Source organism: Acinetobacter sp. 24-47-67, from assembly GCF_056779735.1.
On sequence record NZ_JBWYIK010000001.1, the window covers coordinates 616,161 to 638,962 of the forward strand.

20 protein-coding genes are annotated in these 22,802 nt (G+C 39.0%); 11 read left to right on the forward strand and 9 right to left on the reverse strand.

Going from position 1 to position 22,802, the window contains the following annotated elements; translation table 11 throughout:
- Positions 1 to 23: 23 nt before the first annotated feature.
- The 3 genes from AC1M9K_RS03190 to rpsB form a co-directional block, all read right to left on the reverse strand.
- Positions 24 to 536: a DUF3465 domain-containing protein gene (locus AC1M9K_RS03190; RefSeq protein ID WP_481588479.1), complete on the reverse strand. Its 513-nt coding sequence runs from the start codon at positions 534 to 536 to the stop codon at positions 24 to 26.
- Positions 537 to 649: 113 nt separating this feature from the next.
- The gene (tsf, locus tag AC1M9K_RS03195; protein ID WP_035265686.1) at positions 650 to 1,525 is read right to left on the reverse strand and encodes a translation elongation factor Ts; all 876 of its coding nucleotides are present in this window, start codon (positions 1,523 to 1,525) and stop codon (positions 650 to 652) included.
- 140 nt (positions 1,526 to 1,665) lie between these two features.
- On the reverse strand, positions 1,666 to 2,418 hold the full coding sequence (gene rpsB / locus AC1M9K_RS03200) for a 30S ribosomal protein S2 (protein WP_035265684.1): 753 nt from the start codon (positions 2,416 to 2,418) through the stop codon (positions 1,666 to 1,668).
- A gap of 209 nt (positions 2,419 to 2,627) precedes the next feature.
- Here rpsB and map point away from each other — a divergent pair, with 209 nt between their 5' ends.
- The 5 genes from map (at position 2,628) to AC1M9K_RS03225 (ending at position 8,745) form a co-directional block, all read left to right on the forward strand.
- Positions 2,628 to 3,452 (forward strand): type I methionyl aminopeptidase, encoded by an 825-nt coding sequence (gene map, locus AC1M9K_RS03205; protein WP_035265682.1) that lies wholly within the window; start codon positions 2,628 to 2,630, stop codon positions 3,450 to 3,452.
- A gap of 264 nt (positions 3,453 to 3,716) precedes the next feature.
- Positions 3,717 to 4,805: an OmpW/AlkL family protein gene (locus tag AC1M9K_RS03210; protein ID WP_081403241.1), complete on the forward strand. Its 1,089-nt coding sequence runs from the start codon at positions 3,717 to 3,719 to the stop codon at positions 4,803 to 4,805.
- A 233-nt stretch (positions 4,806 to 5,038) separates the two neighbouring features.
- The gene (locus AC1M9K_RS03215) at positions 5,039 to 6,109 is read left to right on the forward strand and encodes an OmpW/AlkL family protein (protein WP_035265681.1); all 1,071 of its coding nucleotides are present in this window, start codon (positions 5,039 to 5,041) and stop codon (positions 6,107 to 6,109) included.
- 162 nt (positions 6,110 to 6,271) lie between these two features.
- On the forward strand, positions 6,272 to 7,390 hold the full coding sequence (locus tag AC1M9K_RS03220) for an OmpW/AlkL family protein (RefSeq protein ID WP_481588480.1): 1,119 nt from the start codon (positions 6,272 to 6,274) through the stop codon (positions 7,388 to 7,390).
- A gap of 140 nt (positions 7,391 to 7,530) precedes the next feature.
- The gene (locus AC1M9K_RS03225; protein WP_481588481.1) at positions 7,531 to 8,745 is read left to right on the forward strand and encodes an MFS transporter; all 1,215 of its coding nucleotides are present in this window, start codon (positions 7,531 to 7,533) and stop codon (positions 8,743 to 8,745) included.
- 128 nt (positions 8,746 to 8,873) lie between these two features.
- Here AC1M9K_RS03225 and AC1M9K_RS03230 read toward each other — a convergent pair whose 3' ends face one another.
- Entirely contained in the window at positions 8,874 to 9,800 is a 927-nt protein-coding gene (locus tag AC1M9K_RS03230; RefSeq protein WP_481588482.1) for a LysR substrate-binding domain-containing protein, read from the reverse strand.
- A 99-nt stretch (positions 9,801 to 9,899) separates the two neighbouring features.
- Here AC1M9K_RS03230 and AC1M9K_RS03235 point away from each other — a divergent pair, with 99 nt between their 5' ends.
- Together AC1M9K_RS03235 and chrA are read left to right on the forward strand one after the other, a co-directional pair.
- Entirely contained in the window at positions 9,900 to 10,763 is an 864-nt protein-coding gene (locus AC1M9K_RS03235; RefSeq protein WP_481588483.1) for a pirin family protein, read from the forward strand.
- A 124-nt stretch (positions 10,764 to 10,887) separates the two neighbouring features.
- Positions 10,888 to 12,093: a chromate efflux transporter gene (gene chrA, locus AC1M9K_RS03240; protein ID WP_481588484.1), complete on the forward strand. Its 1,206-nt coding sequence runs from the start codon at positions 10,888 to 10,890 to the stop codon at positions 12,091 to 12,093.
- A 72-nt stretch (positions 12,094 to 12,165) separates the two neighbouring features.
- On the opposite strand, the gene sthA is transcribed toward chrA, so the two are convergent.
- Positions 12,166 to 13,581: a Si-specific NAD(P)(+) transhydrogenase gene (gene sthA, locus AC1M9K_RS03245; RefSeq protein ID WP_035265673.1), complete on the reverse strand. Its 1,416-nt coding sequence runs from the start codon at positions 13,579 to 13,581 to the stop codon at positions 12,166 to 12,168.
- 210 nt (positions 13,582 to 13,791) lie between these two features.
- Between sthA and lipA the strand changes: the two genes are divergently transcribed.
- The 4 genes from lipA (at position 13,792) to AC1M9K_RS03265 (ending at position 19,436) form a co-directional block, all read left to right on the forward strand.
- Positions 13,792 to 14,805 carry a lipoyl synthase gene (gene lipA, locus AC1M9K_RS03250; RefSeq protein ID WP_481588485.1) on the forward strand — a complete coding sequence of 338 codons (1,014 nt, stop codon included), beginning with the start codon at positions 13,792 to 13,794 and terminating at the stop codon, positions 14,803 to 14,805.
- Between the two features lie 282 nt (positions 14,806 to 15,087).
- Positions 15,088 to 17,562 (forward strand): acyl-CoA dehydrogenase, encoded by a 2,475-nt coding sequence (locus AC1M9K_RS03255; RefSeq protein WP_481588486.1) that lies wholly within the window; start codon positions 15,088 to 15,090, stop codon positions 17,560 to 17,562.
- Positions 17,563 to 17,820: 258 nt separating this feature from the next.
- Positions 17,821 to 19,002 (forward strand): thiolase family protein, encoded by a 1,182-nt coding sequence (locus AC1M9K_RS03260; RefSeq protein ID WP_481588487.1) that lies wholly within the window; start codon positions 17,821 to 17,823, stop codon positions 19,000 to 19,002.
- A gap of 50 nt (positions 19,003 to 19,052) precedes the next feature.
- On the forward strand, positions 19,053 to 19,436 hold the full coding sequence (locus AC1M9K_RS03265) for a carboxymuconolactone decarboxylase family protein (protein ID WP_179998434.1): 384 nt from the start codon (positions 19,053 to 19,055) through the stop codon (positions 19,434 to 19,436).
- Positions 19,437 to 19,507: 71 nt separating this feature from the next.
- Here AC1M9K_RS03265 and AC1M9K_RS03270 read toward each other — a convergent pair whose 3' ends face one another.
- From AC1M9K_RS03270 to rutC, 4 genes are all read right to left on the reverse strand, one after another.
- Positions 19,508 to 20,374, reverse strand: a complete 867-nt coding sequence (locus AC1M9K_RS03270) for an NAD(P)-dependent oxidoreductase (protein WP_481588488.1) — start codon at positions 20,372 to 20,374, stop codon at positions 19,508 to 19,510.
- Between the two features lie 13 nt (positions 20,375 to 20,387).
- Positions 20,388 to 21,758: a pyrimidine utilization transport protein G gene (gene rutG / locus AC1M9K_RS03275; RefSeq protein ID WP_481588489.1), complete on the reverse strand. Its 1,371-nt coding sequence runs from the start codon at positions 21,756 to 21,758 to the stop codon at positions 20,388 to 20,390.
- A 28-nt stretch (positions 21,759 to 21,786) separates the two neighbouring features.
- Positions 21,787 to 22,326, reverse strand: a complete 540-nt coding sequence (gene rutF / locus AC1M9K_RS03280) for an NADH-dependent FMN reductase RutF (protein WP_481588490.1) — start codon at positions 22,324 to 22,326, stop codon at positions 21,787 to 21,789.
- A 70-nt stretch (positions 22,327 to 22,396) separates the two neighbouring features.
- Complete coding sequence (gene rutC, locus AC1M9K_RS03285) at positions 22,397 to 22,777, reverse strand: pyrimidine utilization protein C (protein ID WP_035265663.1); 381 nt, start codon at positions 22,775 to 22,777, stop codon at positions 22,397 to 22,399.
- Positions 22,778 to 22,802: the final 25 nt, after the last annotated feature.

A 22,802-nucleotide genomic window follows, 5' to 3' on the forward strand; every position in this document is an offset into this window, starting at 1 on the left:
TCATATATTTATTTTTATAAAAATTATTGATAACTTCGACCCTGATGCTTTAACCAACCATCAATATGCAGTTTTTTAGGATCATGGTGAGTCCAATGAATTACACCACCCTTGTCGGTATATTCATATTCACCATAGAACTCGACGATATCCCCTTTTTGAATATTCTCAACACGTGGTGCCAAGTCTATATTATGAGCTACCAAAACTGTCTGACCATGATTAAGTTTTAAAATAAATTTCTGATGTCTAGATCCTTCATTATCATCATTTAATATTGCAACAACTTCTCCAGAAGCCCTAACTTGCACATCACTCATCTTTTTTTGAAAAAGTGTCGCTATTTTTGCGGCATCATCATTATCCGCAGAGGATAGTTCTCGTTGGTTAGCATCATTATATTGAGTACTTGCATCTGTAGGATTTAGTGCGTGCTCATTACTCTGTTTTAAATCCTGTTTTAAATCGACACCTAAATATGCTGCGACCACCACTGCAATTAACGCAACAATACTCATTTTTGATTTCTGAGACATATTGATCTCTAAGTTATATTTTTATTTCATCCTAAAGTTTATATCATTTAGACCCATCAAAAAAAAGAAAAAGCCCTTAAAGGGCTTTTTCTATTTCAAAATAATTGAATCAATTATTTTGCAGCAGCTTGAGCAGCAGCAACTTCTTCAGCGAAAGAAAGTTCAGCTTTTTTCTCAATACCTTCACCCACTTCGAAACGTACGAATTGAGCAACAGTTGTACCTGTAGACTTAAGAACATCAGCAACTTTCTTGTCGTTGTCGATAACGTACATTTGACGCTCAAGAACAACTTCATTTAAGTATTTTTCAACTGAACCAGTTACCATTTTTTCAACGATATTCGCTGGTTTACCAGATTCAATTGCTTTTGCTTCAGCAATTTCTTTCTCTTTAGCGATTAACTCAGCAGAAACACCTTCAGCATTTACAGCAACTGGGTTGAACGCAGCAACGTGCATTGCGATACCTTTACCAGTAGCAGCATCACCAGCAAATGAAACTACAACACCGATTTTTAAACCGTGTTTGTAAACTGCAAGGTTTTCACCTTCAACGATTTGAGCACGACGAACTTGAATGTTTTCACCGATTTTTTGAACAAGCGCAATACGAGCTTCTTCTACAGTTGCACCATCTTCAAGTTTCAATTCAGCAATTTGAGCAGCATCAGTTACATTCGCAGCAAGCGCAGCAGCAGCAACTTTCGCAGAGAAACCAGCAAAGTTTTCGTCTTTAGCAACGAAGTCAGTCTGACAGTTTACTTCTAAAAGAATTGCTTTATTGCCTTCTTGAGCAATTGTAATCGCGCCATCAGCAGCAATGTTACCTGCTTTTTTAGCAGCTTTTGCTTGACCAGATTTACGAAGGTTGTCGATCGCTAACTCGATATCGCCACCAGCTTCTGTCAACGCTTTTTTACATTCCATCATTGCTAGACCAGTACGATCACGCAACTCTTTAACCATGCTTGCAGTAATAGCAGTCATGTTATTCTCCTAAATTCGGTCGAGATATGTATCTGTTAACAAAAACGGCCCAAATTAATCATCTGGGCCGTTTTGCTTGATTGATGCTTAAGATGCCACGATTACGTGTCGCAAAAATGACAAATCCGCATCAAATCGCATTAAGCCTCAGGAGCTTCTTTAGCAGCTTCTTCGCCTTTAGCTTGCGCATTAGCTTGAGTTTGAGCGTATTCTTTACCAGCAATAATCGCATCAGCCATCGCAGTAGCGTAAAGAGTTACAGCGCGGATCGCATCATCGTTACCAGGAATAACGAAATCAACGTTATCTGGGTTAGAGTTAGTATCAACGATACCGATTACTGGAATACCAAGGTTCTTAGCTTCTTTGATTGCAATCGCTTCGTGGTCAACGTCGATGATGAACAATGCGTCAGGTAAACCACCCATGTTCTTAACACCGCCAAGAGCACGTTCAAGTTTTTCCATTTCACGAGTACGCTCTAAAGCTTCACGTTTAGTAAGCTTAGCGAAAGTACCGTCAGTAGACTGAGTTTGAAGATCTTTAAGACGGTTGATTGATTGACGAAGAGTTTTCCAGTTCGTCAACATACCACCTAACCAACGGTGATCTACATATGGTTGACCAGCACGTTGAGCTTGTTCACGGATGATGTTAGAAGCAGCACGTTTAGTACCAACGAACAATACTTTGTTCTTTTTGCTTGCTAGGTTGTTAACAAAGTTCAATGCATCATTTAACGCAGGAACAGTGTGCTCAAGGTTGATGATGTGAATTTTGTTACGCGCACCAAAAATGTATTGACGCATTTTTGGATTCCAGAAGCGAGTTTGGTGACCGAAGTGCGCACCAGCTTGAAGAAGGTCGCGCATGCTTACGTTGTAATCTGCCATTTTCTTTACCTTAAAAGTTTGGGTTAGGCCTCCATATGTCCGCATTCTCCACCCTTACGGGCACCCAGAGTAATGTGTCGACATATGTGCGGATTTTATTAACCAACATATCATCCGATTAAGTGAATCTATTCACGAAAAGCATTTGATAAATTGGGCGGCTATTTATACCATAGTCACACACAAATTTCCAAAAGTTTTTAAAGATCATGAACAGTACTTATGAAGCACCACGTCGTTTAATTAAATCTGCTGAAGATATCGAAAAGATGCGTGTGGCGGGACGACTAGCGGCAGAAGTTTTGGATATGATCAAACCGCATATCAAGCCTGGTGTGAGTACACTAGAATTGGATACGATTTGTCATGATTATATTGTGAATAAACAAGATGCCATTCCTGCTTGCCTAGGCTATGGTGCTGCGCCTGGCCGTCCTGCATTCCAGCATACGATTTGCACATCAGTAAACCATGTGGTTTGCCACGGTATTCCCTCTGAAAACAAAATCTTAAAGAAAGGTGACATCTTGAATATTGATGTCACAGTGATTAAAGATGGATTTCATGGTGATACCAACATGATGTACATCGTGGGTGGCGAGACTTCTATTCTTGCAGATCGCTTATGCAAAGTTGCACAAGAAGCAATGTATCGTGGTATTGCTACGGTAAAACCTGGTTCGACGATCGGTGATATTGGTCATGCGATTCAAAAATATGTTGAGTCAGAGCGTTTCAGTGTCGTTCGTGAATATTGTGGTCATGGTATTGGCACTGTTTTCCATGATGAACCTCAAGTGCTTCATTACGGTCAACCAAATTCAGGCATGGTTTTAGAAGAAGGTATGACATTTACAATTGAACCAATGGTCAATGCTGGTGTATGGCAAACTAAACTTCTTGGTGATAAATGGACAGTTGTAACGAAAGATCATAAATTATCTGCGCAATATGAACATACTGTTTTAGTCACTAAAACAGGTGTCGAGGTATTAACTGCTCGCCCTGAAGAGGATTTATCCCGATTTCAATAATTTTAGTTAATTAATAAAGTTAAAAAAGTCAGACCAATTTAAATTGATCTGACTTTTTATTTTGCTAAGTCACTCAATAAGAAATAAATTAACAAACAAACCTAACAAATGTTGGATTTTTAAAATTTAAATTCATGATTTTTAAAAATTTTTTATCACAAAAAATGAGTAAAAACGCTTTTCAAACTGATTCATTTTATGTTTATATAACACTTAAAGAATGTAAAACAACAACTAGCAACAAAATCGGACAGGGAGTCCAAAATGACGAAAAAAGCATTCTGGTGCATGGTCGTACCTATTGTTTTTGCATCTACAACTATTTATGCAGAATCATCATTTTTTAATCTGGATGAAACTGAAGGGTTTAAACGATATTCAATTTCAGTCGGACCATTACATGTTATGCCTCAAGGTAAAGCCAAGGCACCTAAAATTCGTACAGCAGTAAAAAATGGTGAAGTTGCAAAAAATGGTGATATTACGCTTTCTACAGTTTTTGAGAACTTAGATCCTGATAAAGAAAAAGAAAATCAAAGTATGCAAGCGCTTTTGAAGATCGTTGATGCTTTTAGTGATACTTATCCAGCCAGTCAAAGTGGAACTTCAACTGTAAGCGGCATTGAAAGTTGGAGTATGGATGGTTCTGGAATGACTGCAGATGATGTTACAACACTTGGCATCATGATCAATTACCATTTCAACGATAAGATCTCATTCGAGAGTAAAGCTGGGTTCCCCCCAAAAGTAGATATTCAAGGTAAAGGTAAGATTACAGCACCATTTACAGCCGAAGCAAATTCAACACTTTTAGGTATACCTTTACCAACAATCTATCTTAAGAATGATCTGCCAATTACAGATCTTGAAAGTCATGGAAATTCTATTGCGACAGCACGTGCATGGACCCCAATGTGGGAATTGCAGTACCATTTTGGACAGACTGGGATCAATAAATTTAGACCCTATGTTGGGCTTGGACTTATGGTCGCATACTTCAATGAATTAGAATTGAATCCAAGCCTTGAAAAAGACTTAATTGATTCAGGTCACATGATTGCCAATATGAAAAATGGACGCGGTGGCGATGCATTAATTAAAGGTAAAAAAAGTACAGCAAATCCCAAGGTTAAACTTGAGTCCGAATTGAGTTTTGCGCCAATAGCCACGCTTGGATTTACTTACGACTTCAATCAAAACTGGTTTGCAGTAGCCTCTATTAGTTATGCACACCTAACAGGTAAAACCACGATTGAAGTCAACGATGATAAACTTGGAACATTATTTTCATCGGAAGTTGATTTAGAAGTAAACCCGATTATTGGTTATGCTGGTGTAGGCTATCGCTTCTAAAACACTTGAGGCATATTGAAGCCACACCCCAATATGCCCAATCCATCACTAACAAAGGAAAAATAAGACAATTAGTATACATTTTAAAATCTAACTTATATCATATTTTTCAATAATTTAACAATTGTAAATTAGGATAATAAATTTGATTTCAAGTGAACAAACTGCTTTGCATTTAGATGATTTAATGAATATAAAATGAACTAAAAATTGGACATGGAGTCCTTCAAACAATGAAGAAGTTTTTAGTTCCTACATTATTCGCAAGTTCATTCTTATCTACTCTGAGTTATGCGGAGTCAGGATATTTCAGCCTTTCTGATGAGGGGTTTAAGCGTTTTTCAATTTCAGTGGGTGCATTACATGTAATGCCGCAAGGTAAGGCCCAACCTTTTAATGTCAAAACAGTCATAAATGACAATTATGAATCTAAAGTTGGGGATATTAATGCTTCAACGGTAATCGATAACCTTGACCCAGATCGTAAACCAAATTATTTAGTAGAAGGTATTGTTAAATTAATTTCTGCTTTTCAAGGCAATGTCTCAGGGGCTATTAGTGGAAAATCCTATATTAATGGATTAGCTGAATGGGATAATCCGAATACGGGCTTGGAGGCTGATAAAGTTACAACAGTTGGCATCATGAGCAGTTATCACTTTACAGATAATTTGTCTGTGGAAATAAAAGGTGGAATTCCACCTAAAGTGGATATCAAAGGTATTGGAAATATTAAAGCCCCCTTCTCAGCTACTGCAGCACCGTTAGGTGGAATTGCGGGGAACTTAGACCTCAAAAATAATATTCATATTACTAATCTAGAACAATCTTCAAAAGCTGCTGAAGCTAGAGCATGGACCCCTGCTTTTGAATTACAATATCGTTTTGGTGAGACCGGGATTAATAAATTCCGCCCTTACGTTGGCGTTGGATTAATGTACGCTTATTTTAATGAGCTAAAAATGGATCCAGGTATTGAAAAAGATTTAGTCGCCGCTGGGCATATGATCCAAAATATTATTAATCAAAATGCTGGTGCAGCACTCGATAAGAAAGATACCAATGGAAAAATGAAAGTTAATTTAGAAGCAACTGATGTTTTTGCACCTATAGCTACAGTTGGATTCACCTACGACTTTAATGATACATGGTATGCAGTAGCATCTATTAGTTACGCCCACTTGCAGAATGAAACGAAGATCACAGTCGTCAATGAAAATACTGGACAAGAGTTAATCAACTCAAAAGCTGATATCGAGATTAACCCGATATTGGGCTATGCTGGGGTTGGCATGCGTTTCTAAAGCATAGAGTAAGAAAAGAGGCAATTGCCTCTTTTTTTGTAATCAAACAAAAACCAAACATAATTGGCAAATTATTACTACAATGTGTCTGAAAATAAATTTGATAATAAAAATACAAAAATAATCACTTTTTATTTACAGTATTGGACATGGAGTTCCATAATGAAAAAAAAACTAGCTTACTTAGTTGCATCCATCAGTGCGTTAAGTTTTCCAGTCTTCAGTTATGCAGATTCACCTTATTTTAGTTTAAAAGATGGCGATGGCTTTAAACGTTTTTCGGTTTCAGTGGGTGCATTACATGTAATGCCTCAGGGTAAAGCTCAGCCGATTAATATTAACACTGCTGTAGCTAAGGGTGAAAAAACGAAGGTTGGGGATGTGCAAGTTGACTCTGTACTGAATGCAATTGATGACAGTGCCAGTGATGCAGAGGCTAAGAAAAGCCTCTTGAAAACTGCTGTAGCCTTAGATGCAGCAAATTTGATTAGTTACGAGAAAGATGAAAAAACCTATCTGAGAGCCAATACTTCTGGTGAAGCCACAATTAATGGTCTTGATAATTGGCAAGCTCAAGGAACTGGCCTGGAAGCAGATGATGTCACAACACTTGGAATCATGACCAACTATTTTTTCACCGACAATATTTCATTTGAAGTGAAAGCTGGAATTCCACCTAAAGTCGATATTCAGGGGAAAGGACAAATTTATGCTCCACTTTCAGGCATCGCCACCCCGACAGGGATTGGAGCAATCCTAAACGATTTACCTTTAAAAGATGACATCTTTATTACTGATTTATCAGGTCATGGTAAAGTAGCAGAAGCTCGTGCATGGACGCCAGCATTCGAATTCCAATACCATTTTGGTAAAACAGGCGTAAATAAATTTAGACCTTATGTAGGGCTTGGTTTGATGTATGCATACTTCAATGAATTGGAAATGAACTCCAACCTTGAAGCTGATCTAGTCGCTGCAGGTCATAAAATTGCGAACATCAAATTAGGTGAAGCTGGGAAAGCACTTGATGGAATTGAAAGTACTGCGAATCCTAAAGTTAAACTCGAAGCTAAAGATGCTTTCGCCCCTGTAGCTACTGCCGGTTTTACTTATGATTTCAACGATCGTTGGTTTGCAGTCGGGTCAATTTCCTATGCGCATCTTAAAGGTGAAACAACAATTACAGTAAACGATGCTAAACTTGGTGAATTAATCAATGCAAAATCAGATATCGAAATTAATCCGATTCTGGGATATGCCGGTATTGGTTATCGATTCTAATTTCCATCAGTCTTCATAAAGCGGCCAAGTGCCGCTTTATTCATTCTAATAACTAAATTTTATTGATTGATAAATTTTTATTCTGTCGTCATGATGCTACTGATCTTTTAAAATTACAAAAAATGCTAAGCGGATTAACCATGTCAGAAACCAAATTTTCAAAACCCCTCATCTTTATGCTCATTGGGAGTGCTTTTATTTTGGCACTCTCCTTAGGTGTCAGACATGGATTTGGCTTGTATTTAGTTCCAATGAGTCATGAGTTTAATTGGAATCATCAAGTTTTCAGTTTAGCAATTGCCTTTCAAAATTTATTATGGGGTGCTGTTCAACCCTTTACGGGAGCGCTAGCAGATAAATATGGGAGTAAAAAAGTCGTTGCCGTAGGCGGCGCTTTATATGCGATTGGACTTGTGATGATGGCATTTAGCTCAACAGGGCTTCTCATCAATCTTAGTCTAGGTCTAATCATTGGTTTGGCTTTATCAGCTACTTCATTTTCTGTTTTGCTCTCTGCTGTCGGACGTGCAGCGCACCCAAGTCGACGTAGTATGGCTATGGGTATTGCCAGCGCAGCAGGCTCTTTTGGGCAATTTATTATGTTGCCAACCACACTTTTACTCTTACAAAATTTTGGTTGGTCATCGGCGCTACTCATCACAGCGATTTTAATTGCATTAATTGTACCCTTGGCTTGGATGCTAAAAGCTCCAATGTATCAAGCGCCTCAAGCAGTTGATGCGATTGCTAAACCTTCTTTAAGTTTTAAACAAATACTCATTGTTGCTAAAAACCACAAACCTTTTATCTGGTTAGCATTAGGATTTTTAGTTTGTGGATTTCAAGTCGTGTTTTTGGGCATTCATTTGCCGGGTTATTTAACTGACCATGGTTTCAGCACCACCACTGGTACTATGTTTTTAGCCTTGGTTGGGCTATTTAATATTGTTGGAACTTACACAGCTGGTTGGCTGGGTGATAAATATTCCAAACCTAAATTGCTCATGTGGTTATATGGACTACGTGGCATCGCCATCATTTTATTCCTCGCATTGCCACTCTCGATCTTTACGATTTATAGTTTTGCCATCATTATGGGTTTATTATGGTTATCAACCGTCCCCCTTACCAATGGTATTGTTGCGAATATGTTTGGAGTTAAATATCTCACCATGCTAAGTGGAATTGTATTTTTCACTCACCAAGTTGGTTCATTTTTTGGAGGATGGTTGGGTGGCTTAAATCATGATATGACAGGCAATTACAATATTATTTGGATGATGTGTATTGCGCTCAGTATCTTCGGTGTATTCATTCATTTATTTGTTAATGAGGAGAATGTCGTCAATGACTAATCGCTTCAATCTGCTCAACATCAGCATATTCATCGGAGTCATCCTTCTGCTTAGTCTATCAATTGCTTTGTGGATGAACACTCCTGATTTATTTACATATTTTAACCAAGCTTTTTGCGCACATTAATTTATATAATTTCATGGTTTTGACAGCTCAGTTTTTTAAACTCCTCAATTAAATAATCTAATAAACATCTCACGGCAGGCATCATGCCTTGTCGTGATGTATAGGCAACATGAATAACGCCACGTGGCAACTCCCATTCAGGGACTAATTCTACAAGAGTGCCTTGATTAAGCTCTTCATATACAAACACTCTAGGTAATGATGCTATTCCAACACTGTTCAACACTGCAGATTTCATGGCGGCAAAATTATCAGTTTTGAGTCTTGGAAAGAATTCTATTTCTTGAAACTGATTAACTGTGTCAACTTTAGATTGAAATCTCCAAATCGATTTCGGGACATGAAAACCTATACTCGGAAGTTGTGCAAGGTTATCCAAATGGATAGGCTCATGAATCTGTTGAATTAATTCAGGCGTTGCCACTAACACATGTTGCCAAGCATCAAGCTCTCGTACAATCAAGTCGCTATCTTCAAGTGGTAAATTTCTCACCCTCACAGCCAAATCAATCCCCTCTTCTATGAGATCAATTTTACGATTTGTTGCGACCAGATGAACTTGAACACGTGGGTAATGTTGCATGAATTTAGCAATCATATTACCCAACGGAAACTCAACCAAACCAATTGGACACGAGATTCGAATTAAACCTGAAGGCTCGCTCGACAAACTTTGCTCTACAAAATTTTCTGCCGCCTCCACTTGATCCAAAATCTTAATACAATATTCAAAAAATTCTTGACCAACTGCGGTTACGGCAAACTTTCGTGTATTTCGTTGCAATAATCTTACGTGTAAACGGTTTTCCAAATCTGAAATATGACGAGACAACTTAGATTTTGTAATACCTAAAGCTTCACTTGCCTTAGTAAAACCTTGATATTTAACGACTTGCACAAAATAGTAGTAATCATTTAAATTTTGCATAATTGTTTCATTTTTGGAATTATCTGTTGAGAGAATCGCCCTGTAATCTCATCAATATACCTCAATATCATGATTAGAACGATATATAGAGGAATACAAATGACACAAGTTCAGAAAGTCTATACCAGCGATCGAAGCACATGGGTGGGTGATGGTTTTCCAACAAACTCCATGTTACCCATGCATGAAATAGGAAATCATACCAGCCCATTCTTGGTAATGGGTTATACAGGTCAATATCGATTTTCTCCAAGTCACCACCAACGCGGTGTTGGTTTACACCCTCACCGTGGCTTTGAAACGGTAACGATTGTCTATGACGGCGAATTAGAGCATCGTGACTCAAAAGGCAATCATGGAAAAATTGGTCCAAACGAAGTGCAATGGATGACCGCAGGTAAAGGTATTCTGCATGAAGAACACCATTCGGAAGCTTTTGCAAAAACTGGCGGAGTTTTGGATATGGTTCAATTTTGGGTAAATCTACCAGAGCATGCCAAGATGACTGAGCCGAGATATCAGGAATTGACTGAGCAAAATATTCCTGAAGTTTTATCTCACGATGAGCAAACCAAGATTCGTGTTATTGCTGGTCAATATCAAATCGGCTCAACTGTTTATCAAGGACCAGCTCAAACATTTAGCAACATGAATGTTTATGACATTAGACTTAATCATGGAGCATGCCTTCCATTAAACCTTATGCCAAACTGGAATCATCTGATTTTCATCCTTGATGGAGAAGTTGAGATTGATGGTCAGATCTATACAGCCATGCAAACGCTTTATCTTGACCCAAAATCAACACAGGTCGAAATATTTGCTCATCGTACGGCGAAAATTCTTTGCTTAAGTGGTGAACCATTGAATGAACCCATTGTTGCCCACGGTCCTTTCGTCATGAATACTCAGGAAGAAATCGTGCAAGCATTTGATGATTTCAGAAATGGAAATTTTGCTTAATTTAACATCCACAAGCCTTATCATTTTCAAGATAAGGCTTACCCCTCATCACTCCTTCATTCATTTCAAATACTTGTCATAATCGCCTATTAGACTTAGTTCAAAAACATCGTACGATTACTAAATGAAATCAGATAATTTTCCTAAAGTTAGCTTATCAGCACTATTTTTTATTTTTCTTAAATTAGGATGTATTTCATTTGGCGGTCCTGCAGCGCATTTGGTGTTATTTCATCGCACTTTTGTTGATCAACTCAAATGGTTAAGCTCTCATGAATATGGACAATTGGTCGCATTAGCGCAATTGTTGCCAGGTCCGACCAGTAGTCAAGTGGGGTTATCGATAGGATATTTCTCCAAAGGATATTGGGGGGGCTTTATTGCTTGGTTAGGATTTACATTACCTGCCTTCATTCTAATGACTTCATTTGCTATTTTTGGTCAATATTTTTTTTCCGATATACCTCTTGAACTCTTTCACGTCATCCATTTGATTGTAATAGCCGTCGTCATTTGGGCTTTTTTACAAATGTTCAAAAGCTTCTGTACTGAAATTTGGCAGTATGTCCTGATGCTGAGTTCTGCTTTTTTTATTTATTTTGCGCAGTGGAGCTATAGTCAAATTTTCTTAATTTTAGTGGCTGGATTCATTGGCTTAGCATTTACAAAAAAAGGAAAATCTCAGCCATCACCGCACATCAAAACCACTCAGGCATATCAAAAGTATCATTATCTCTGGCTCATCCTGTTTGTCACTTTATTTATTATTTTTCCTGCGCTGCAATTTATCTATTCATCAAGCTTGCTTAGAAATCTAGAAAGCTTTTATCACACTGCTTCAATGGTTTTTGGGGGCGGTCATATCATCCTGCCACTCATGTATGAAGATTTTGTGCTTACTCAACACATCACTGCGGAACAATTTGACTTAGGCTATGCATTTGCTCAAGTTATTCCAGGCCCTTTATTTAGCTTTGCAGGATACGTTGGCACATATTTAGGATTTACCGCATCGCCTTTACTTAACGCTGCAATTGCAACCAGTATAATTTTCCTGCCCTCATTTCTGCTTATTTTCGGCACGCTCCCTTACTGGTCAAAATGGGTCAAAAACAAAAAGATTGCAGCAGCTGTCGCTGCTATTAATGCAGCGGTCATCGGATTACTACTCTGTTTAATTGCTCAAATGGCTGAAAAACATCTACATTCAATTTATGATTTTATTTTTATCGGCATTGTCATTCTTTTACTGAGATCAAAAATTCCTGTCATCATCTCTTTAGTAGCGAGCTTTGTTAGCTATGGAGCTTTATTGTATTTTGTAATTTAAAGATCAAACTTAAATGCAAAAATAAAAAAACTCGCAAGCCTGAACTTGCGAGTTTTTTGTCATCACGTTGCCTTAGAACAAGCGATTCATCCCGTTTAACGTTGCTACGCGATAAGCTTCAGCCATCGTTGGGTAGTTAAACGTTGTCTCAACAAAATACTTGATGGTGTTGTTCGGACTATTCATCACGGCTTGACCAATATGAATAATTTCAGAAGCATTATTACCGAAGCAATGCACACCTAAAATTTCTAGGGTTTCGCGATGGAATAAAATCTTTAACTCACCCACTGTATCACCCGTGATTTGTGCACGAGCAAGGTGACGGAAAGACGCCTGACCAACTTCATAAGGAATTTTTTCTTCAGTTAATTCCTGCTCAGTTTTACCAATTGATGAAATCTCTGGAATGGTATAAATACCAGTAGGAATATCAACCACAGGTTGGATACCTTGTTCACCACTCATAATCGCGCCAGCACAACGACCTTGGTCATATGCAGCTGAAGCTAGAGACGGCCAACCAATTACGTCACCCGCAGCATAAATATTTTCAACCTCAGTTTGATACTGCTCGTTCACTGATAGTTGTCCGCGACTGTTTGGTTTGATGCCAACATTTTCCAAGCCAAGACCATCTGTATTACCAGATCGACCATTACACCATAGAATTGCATCAGCTTTAATTTTCTTGCCACTTTCAAGATGCAACACCACATGATCATCAAATGTTTCTAAGTGATCAATCTGCTCATTGTGGCGAATCAATACACCTTGTTCACGTAAGTGATATGACAATGCATCAGCAATTTCGTCATCTAAATAGCTCAGTAATTTATGCTGAGTATTAATCAAATCAACTTTGTGATCTAAGCCAATAAAGATAGATGCATATTCACAGCCAATGACACCAGCGCCATAAATAATGATTTTTTGAATTGAAAAATCTAGATCTAAAATTTTGTCAGAATCAAACACACGTGGGTGATTGAAATCTAAAATTGAAGGACGATATGGACGACTACCTGTCGCAATCACCAACTGTTTAAAAATAATCGTTTCTTTCACACCTTCAGGCGTGAAAATCACCACCGTATTTTGATCTTGGATATATGCACGACCGTGGAAAATATCAATGCGGTTACGGTCGTAAAAACGCGAGTGTGTATCCACTTGCTGTTGGATCACTTTATGCGCATTACGAAGCACTTGCTTCATGGTGAATTGTTTCCAATCACCCACTTTTTGGAACATTGGATCACGTTGATAACGGATAATGCTAGAAACCGTTTGACGTAAAGCTTTACTTGGAATAGTTCCTACATGCGTACAGTTACCACCAAGTTGTTCACGCATATCAACTACTGCAACGCGCTTGCCTGATTTGGCAAGTTTCATTGCCGCACCTTCACCAGCAGGGCCTGAACCTAAAACGACTGCATCATATTTGACAAAGGTTCCACTCACGACCTCTTTCTTACGCGGCATTCAATGCTCCTATACAATTATCTCTTCATTTATCTAACTTATATTATGACTGAAAATGCACACATTTGCTGTATTTCAATACCATATATTGCTTGATAGCCACATTTATTTTATGAATATCGTTTTTGCCCAATTTATGCATAAATTCGCTATAATAAGAGACCTATTTTTAATATTTCCTCCCGTCACACATTAGTGGAATCGTTGAATATGTCAGAAAACCGTAAACCAGTACAGGGTGAAAAACTTCGTGGCGCTGAGAAAGTCGCACGTATTCCTGTAAAAGTGATTCCTACGGTTGAAGCACCTCGTAAACCAGACTGGATTCGCGTCAAAATGGCTGCACCAGAAGAGGTTCAACGCATTAAATCAACTTTACGTGAACAAAAATTACATACAGTGTGTGAAGAAGCTGCATGTCCAAATCTTCCCGAATGTTTTGGTGGTGGTACAGCAACTTTCATGATTATGGGTGACATTTGTACACGTCGTTGCCCATTTTGTGATGTGGCACATGGTCGTCCGAATGCATTAGACCCAGATGAACCACGCCACATGGCTGAGACAATTGCAAACTTAGGTTTGAAATACGCTGTCATAACATCTGTAGACCGTGATGATCTACTCGATGGTGGAGCGCAACACTTTGTTGATTGTATTAAAGAAGCGCGTGCTTTAAGTCCTAATACATTATTGGAAATTTTAGTACCTGATTTCCGTGGTCGTATGGATGTTGCATTACGCATCATGACGGAATGTCCTCCAGATGTGTTTAACCACAACATTGAAACCGTACCACGTTTATACAAAGCAATGCGTCCAGGTTCAGACTATCAACATTCCTTAAATCTTCTTAAAATGTTTAAAGAATACTGCCCAGATATTCCAACTAAGTGTGGCTTGATGGTAGGTATTGGCGAAACTGAAGAAGAAGTTCTCGCACTTCTTGATAACCTCAAAGCACACGATGTTGACTACGTAACAATTGGTCAATATTTACAACCATCGAAAGAACATGCACCAATTGATCGCTTCGTCACACCTGAAGAGTTCGAACGCTATACAGCACATGGGCAAAAATTAGGCTTTAAAAATATTTGGGCTGCACCAATGGTACGTTCAAGTTATTTTGCTGATCGTCAATACTATGGCGAACCAGTACCAGCAGTTCGTCGTAAAGCTGATCCTGCAAAGAAAATTACTGTTCAAACAATCGAAGCATAATTCTTCTTACTTTAAAGCCCTCGTATGAGGGCTTTTTTGTTTGTGGTTTTTATAATTCTCAATTACTTATTGACACATTTCTTATCTCTCTTCAGCTTGAATTTTGAATATTTTTCAAACAATCTTATCCAATATAAGTATTAATATGCGTCCGTTTTAGAACTCAACGCTTTCGTTTCACATTTCATGATCCAATATCGCTGTAGATCTGATGTTTGTGCTTTGATTAAATTTACTGTGGGTATTGGCTCCATGACCAAATCATAAATGGAGCAGTTCATAATGTTTTTTATACTCAGTTTAATTATTCTATTTATAACACTCTGGGCTATTTTTTATTTCGAATTCTCAAGAACTTCTGGGGCTATCACACTCACAGTCGTATCTATTTTAGTTGCGTTGATCAGCCCTTGGTCGCTGATACTCGGTATTCCTTTTATCCTAATTTCATTGATTGTCAGTATTGATACGTTAAGGATGAAATTTATTACACAACCTGCCTATAAAGCTCTAGCCAATGCAATGCCAACAATGAGTAGTACCGAGCGTGAAGCATTAGATGCAGGAACCAGTTGGTGGGAAAAAGAATTATTTATGGGGGCACCAGACTGGAAGAAATTTGATCAGTATCCGTACCCCACACTGTCTGAAGAAGAACAATCATTTATCGATCATGAAGTCGAACAGCTCTGCCAGATGCTGGATGAATGGGATATTCACCATCATCGTAAAGACCTCCCTGAAGAAGTCTGGTCATTTATTAAATCCAAAGGTTTTCTGGGGTTAATTATCCCTAAAGAATACGGCGGTAAACAATTTAGCTCATTTGCGCAAAGCCGTATCATGAGTAAGATTGCCTCGCGCTCACTTACCACTGCTGTCAGTTGTATGGTGCCTAACTCTTTAGGTCCAGGAGAATTACTCTTACACTACGGTACTGAAGATCAGAAGAATCGTTATTTACCAGGTTTAGCAAAAGGTGAAGAAATTCCATGTTTTGGTTTAACAAGCCCTGAAGCAGGTTCAGATGCAGGTGCAATTCCTGATACAGGTGTGGTTTGTTATGGTCAATTTGAAGGACAAGAAGTTCTTGGCCTAAAAATGAATTTTTCCAAACGTTGGATTACACTTGCCCCTGTTGCTACGGTGGTCGGTTTAGCTTTCAAATTATATGACCCTGAAGGTTTACTAGGTGATAAAAACAAAACTGAATACGGAATCACATGTGCCCTATTACCAGCTGATCATGAAGGTGTCATTGTAGGAGCACGCCATAATCCAGGTTCACCATTTATGAATGGTACCGTGGATGGTAAAGATGTCTTCATTCCGCTGGATTGGATTATTGGTGGTGTAGAAAATGCAGGTAAAGGCTGGCGTATGCTGATGGAATGTCTGGCAGTTGGCCGCGGTATTTCTCTTCCAGCACTATCAACAGCTGCAGGTGAAATGTGTTATTTAAATGTCGGCGCCTTTGCTCGTGTCCGTCAACAATTCAAAATTTCAGTCGGTAAATTCGAAGGTGTTCAAGAGGTTTCAAGTGATATCGCTAGCGATACCTATATGCTCGAAGCATTCCGTTACCTAGTGACTTGTGGCCTAAACCAAGGGGGTAAACCTGCAGTCATGACTGCAATGGCAAAATACTACGCAACTGAGACCATGCGTAAGATTGTTAATCATAGTATGGACATTGTGGGCGGGCGTGCTATTCAAATGGGTCCTCGTAACTTCTTGGCGCTCATGTACCAAGCGATCCCTGTTTCGATTACTGTTGAGGGTGCCAATATTCTGAGTCGTTCACTGATGATTTTTGGTCAAGGTTCGATGCGTTGTCATCCCTATTTATTTGAAGAATTACAACTTTTACAAGCCGAAAATAAAGATGCAGCATTAAAAGATTTTAATGACATTCTTTATAAGCATTTGGGTTATACATTTAATCGAACCGCTAAATCATTTGCTTATGGTTTTATAGGCGGATCAACAGAAGGCTCAGTAAAGGCTGATGATTTCAGTCGCCCTTACTACAAAACCATTAATCGTTTGAGTGCTAATTTTGCCTTAGTCGCAGATATGTGCTTAGGCCTCCTTGCAGGTGATATCAAACGCAAAGAAATGCTGTCTGGACGATTAGCAGATATGCATTCACATTTATTTATTGCGACTGCAATTCTTAAATTTTATGAAAATGGTCAACGTACTGAAGCTGAACAACTGCATGCTAAACTCGCACTTGAGAAAGCATTATATGCATCTCAAGAAGCGTTCTATGGTCTGTTTGATAACTTCCCTGTAAAAATTGCCGCAAGTTTAGTCAAACTTATTTGTTTCCCTTTTGGTCGTCCTATTACTCAACCATCGGATGCCTTGAAACTTAAATTAGGTGAACTAATTCTTCAGGAAAATGCTTTCCGCGATGAATTAAAAAAACATGTCTTCTATAGCACTAATCCCGATGATGTCAATGGACGCATGGAGTCTACATTCCAAATGTTGCTTCAAATTGAAGATTTATGGAATAAGTTTAAAAAGGCTGAATCTAAAGGCCAATTTACAGGTCTGACTTTCGAAGAGCATATTGAATCTGCTCTTAAGGAGAATTTCATCACTCAAGCTGAAGCTGATCAGTTGCTTACGTATAACGCTAAACGTTTTGACAGTATGTTGACTGATGTTTTCGATACTGAACTTAACCAGAGTTTAGAACTTGAGAACCCTCACGCTCAGGCTCTGTCAAATTCTACACAATACTAGTCACTCAATTGCTTCTGAAAAAACGATCCTAAAGGGTCGTTTTTTATTTTTCATTCCACTTTTTATATTTCATTCCACTATGGTGTTATAGAAAACAACATCAAAATAAGCGAAATTAAATGAAAACAAAATAATGAATCTTTATTCATTTTTTATGATAATGTGATTACAACTAATAAAATAGCTTTCATTAAATTTTGAACATATGAAATTGACACGCATTTGAATCATATAAACTACAGGACAAGGATCAACGCTATGAGTCAAGAAATCGTATTAGTTGCAGGTAGCCGTACCGCTATGGGTAGCTTTCAGGGAGGACTTTCAAGCTTAACAGCCCCGCAACTTGGTGCTGAAGTCATTAAAGCCGTACTTGACCAATCTAAGCTTGCTGCAGACCAACTAGATGAAGTGATTATGGGCTGTGTTTTACCTGCGGGATTAAAACAAGGTCCTGCTCGTCAAGCGATGCGAATTGCAGGTGTACCAGATCATGTAGGTGCAACAACGATCAATAAAATCTGTGGGTCTGGCATGAAAGCCGTGATGCAAGCTGCAGATGCCATTAAAGCTGGCTCGGCAAATATTATTGTCGCTGGCGGAATGGAATCCATGTCGAATGCACCTTATCTCATGGACAAAGCACGCGCAGGTTACCGTATGGGACATGGCAAAGTGATTGATCACATGTTCCAAGAAGGTTTGGAAGATGCTGAAACTGGCTATTCAATGGGTATTCTTGCTCAAGAAATGGCAGATAAGAAAAACTACACACGTGAACAACAAGACGATTTCGCGATTCGCTCCTTAACTCGTGCTCAGAATGCGATTCAAAATAATTATTTCAAAGATGAAATCACCCCCGTTACAGTAAGTTCACGTAAAGGCGATGTCATCGTTGCCCAAGATGAAAATCCATTTACAGCAAAAATTGATAAAATTCCTACGCTACGCCCAGCATTTGCTAAAGACGGTACCATTACTGCAGCCAATGCCAGTTCAATTAGTGATGGTGCATCAGCATTTTTAGTGACTTCTGCTGAACTCGCAACAGCAAAGGGACTTTCAACTTTAGCAACGATTAAAGCTTACGCAACGCACTCTCAACACCCATCAGAATTTACCATCGCACCTGTTGGTGCAATAGAAAAAGTATTAAACAAAGCGGGCTGGACTGTTGAAGACGTGGATTTGTGGGAAATTAATGAAGCGTTTGCGATGGTGACCATGGCAGCGATTGATGCTTTTCATTTAGATCCTGAAAAAGTGAATATTCATGGTGGTGCTTGTGCACTCGGACATCCATTGGGGTCATCAGGTTCACGTATTATTTTGACTCTCATCCATGCATTAAAACGCTTAGGTAAAACAAAAGGTGTTGCCGCGCTTTGCATTGGTGGTGGAGAAGCAACTGCGATTGCGATTGAAATCCCAGCTTAATATTTATGCTATAGCGCATCTTAAGGTGCGCTTTTTTTATGAGGAAAAAAATGTCAAAACAAGATTATGAAAATGGTTTAAAAGTTCGTACCGAAGTGATGGGAGAAACTTTTGTCAAACGTGCACAAGACAATACAGTTCCATTTACTCAACCACTTCAAGATTGGATTAATGAGCATGCATGGGGTTCAACTTGGCAACGTGAAGGCGTTTTACCACGCAAGTATCGTTCGTTAATCACGATTGCATTTTTAACAGCCCAAAAAAGCCCAACAGAACTTAAAGGTCATGTACGTGGTGCTTTAAATAACGGCGCAACTGTTGAGGAAATCCAAGAGGTTCTTTTGCACAGCTTGCCGTACTGTGGTGCTCCAGCTACACAAGAAGCATTTAGAGCCGCGTTAGAAGTCATTAATGAATATCAACAAAGCTAATCTCATTGAGCATTCATAGATAAACCGCTTAATCTACATTAAGCGGTATTTAAGGTATTTGGACGCTAGATTTAACTTAATTCAATTTTAGATTGATGTTCAAGCACCTGAACCACAGCTGAAAAATCAGAATCTTGGGCTTTCACTTTTTCAATTTGCATATACTGATTTTGTATAAGTTGCATCGTTGGCAAATTCAACGCTTGCTCTTGAATTAGATCGGTCGCAATTCCAATATCCTTTTGTAAAAGATCTAAGGCGAAGGTTTTTGGAAATGCACGACTCAAGACACGTTGCGCCATAATATTTTCAGACATTGAACTTTTACCACTAGAATGATTAATACAATTCAATGCACTATTCAAATCTACTCCTTTTGACTTTAATACCGTCAATCCTTCTGCAAGTGCCCATAGATGGGTTGCCATCAACGTATTATTCACCGCTTTAACAGCAAATCCAGAACCACTCTCCCCGACATATTCAATTAATCCTGCAAATGCCTGAATAATCGGTTTTGCACGCTTATAAGCATCGAAATCACCTCCAACCATTACCGTCAGTGTCCCTTTTTCAGCACCTATAGTTTGCCCAGAAACGGGGGCATCTAAATATTCAACACCATTAAATTTCAACTGATTTGCAAGTTTTAAAGCACTTACAGGTACACCACTGGTACAGTCGATCCATACGCTCCCCTTGACCGGAGAATTTTGAGCAATAAGCTGTTCGACATCTGCACTGGTGGGTAAGCAACTGAAAATAAAATCTGCTTTCACTGCTTGATCGACAGAGGTCGCTTTAGTACCAAATGTTTGTGCATGTGCTTCTGCTTTTTCAAAATTACGGTTCCAAACTAAAACTTCAAATCCTAGTTTTGGTAAATGGCTCGCCATGTGCCATCCCATAGCACCTAAACCGATAAATGCAATTTTCATTTTTAATTTCACCTTAAATTTGAGTGTTAGGGAGTGCTGTGGCTTCTGCTGAATGCGGTTCGTTTTCGAGCTCTACTGTTTGCGCATTCTTATCTTCTCGATTTAAGAAAAGATTCAATAAAATAGCCGCTAATGTTGCAGTCCCTATTCCACCCAAATCAAAATTGCCAATTTGTAAACTATAATTGCCTGTCCCCATAATTAAGGTGACAGCAGCAATCAACAGAGTACTGTTTTTGGTAAAATCTACGCGGTTGTCCACCCAAATTTTAGCACCGGCTACTGTAATCAGACCAAAAACAACTATCGAAGCTCCCCCTAATAATGCGACAGGAATCGTATTAATAACCGCGCCAAATTTTGGTGATAGACCTAGCAAAATTGCAAATACGCCAGCAAATAAAAATATGGTGGTCGCATAAATTTTGGTTACCGCCATCACACCAATGTTCTCAGCATATGTCGTCATTCCTGTTCCACCCACTGATGCAGACAAGGTCGTACATACACCATCTGCAAAGAAACCTCGTCCCATATATGGTGAAAGATTACGTCCAGTCATTGCAGATACCGCTTTGAAATGTCCTAGATTCTCTGCAACTAAGATGATCGCTACGGGAGCAATAAGCAGCATGGCATTAAATTCAAACACTGGCGCATGAAAAGTAGGTAAACCGAACCAAGCTGCCTCACTGACTTTAGTAAAATCGATCGCTGTACCAAAACCCAAAACATTGGTGAGTAAAAAATAAATAAAGTAAGAAGCCACTAAGCCAATGAGCAATAATAATCTACGGATCATGCCCTTAGTAAATACGGCGATTACACTAATACAAATAATCGTGATTAGAGCCATCCATGAATCAAACTGATTAGCAGAGACACTTTTGATCGCCACTGGCGCTAAATGCAAACCAATGATCATCACAATTGCTCCAGTCACAATTGGTGGCATCAATTTTTCAATCCATGCTGTGCCAGTTTTCATCACGATCAAACCGATCAAGGCGTACAAAATACCGCATGCAATGGTACCGCCAAGTGCTAAGCCTAAGTTTGGATTTAAGCCAACACCGGTATAACCAGTGACTGCAATGACTGCTCCAATGAAAGCGAAGCTCGAGCCTAAATAGCTCGGCATACGCCCCCCAGTCATTAGGAAAAATAATATTGTCCCAATACCCGTAATAAACATTGTAAGATTCGGATCGAAACCCATCAGTAAAGGGGCAAGTACTGTTGCTCCAAACATTGCAAATGCATGCTGCAGCCCCAATACCATACTTTTACCTGGCGGCAAGTACTCATCTACTTGAACTGCGGTCGTGTCTAGATTTCCTTGGAAAGGTTTAAATTTTGGAAACCATGTTTCTTTTGTGCTCATCGACCTTCTCCTGATCAAGCATGCTGTTTTAGACCATTGGAACTGGCTCGCAATATGCGCGGTTAAAATACATGAGGGCTTTTTCACCCGCTTGCTGTTTCATCCCCTTTACATGGCAGAACAAAACATCATGACTGCCTACCGATAAACTTTGTACGACTTCACAATCAAAACTCACTAGCGCACCTTCTAAAATAGGTGCACCTGTGACTAATGTTGACCAGTCCCCCTTTTCGAAACGTTCTGCCATTGGAGTTTTACCCCCAAACACATTCGATAAATGCTTTTGACTACTGCTTAAAGTATTGACACACAAAACCTGATTACTTTTAAATGTTTCAAATACTGATGCTGATCGATTTAGACATACCAGCAATGTTGGTGGCGTATCTGTCACACTACATACAGCTGAAGCTGTGAAGCCAGCTTTTCCTGCTAGACCAGCTGTAGTAATGACATTGACAGCTGCACCTAAATTCGACATTCCTTGTCTAAAAACCTGTTGGTCAATATTGAGTGTGGTACTCACTGCCTCGGGTAAATTGATTGATTTCACATTTGCATTCATAGTGTTCTCCATCCCTCATCGCCTAAGCAGTCAGTGAGGGACTCATAATAGGGTGATGAAAGCTTTCAAATTAAACATGAGCAATCGAAGCAATTTCGATGAGTGCATCAGGTTTGACTAATCCTGTTTGAACACAGTAACGAGCTGGTTCTGCATTCGGAAAATATTCGGCATATACTTCATTCATTGCAGCGTAGTTTGCCCAATCTGTCAGAAAAATATGGTTGAAAGTAATGTCCGACATTGTTCCGCCAGCAGTTTCGATGACCTTCTTTATTGTTTCAAGGACATGGCGTGTCTGTGCTGCTACGTCTCCAACATGAACTACATTGTTGTTTTCATCAAAAGGCAAAGTGCCTGAAACATAGACAATGTTGTCTGCTTTAGTTGCTGGCGAATACGGTGCGAGTGGCTTACCTGAACCCACTGGAATAATGACTTCTTTTGACATGACTTATTTCCTAATTTTAAAATTT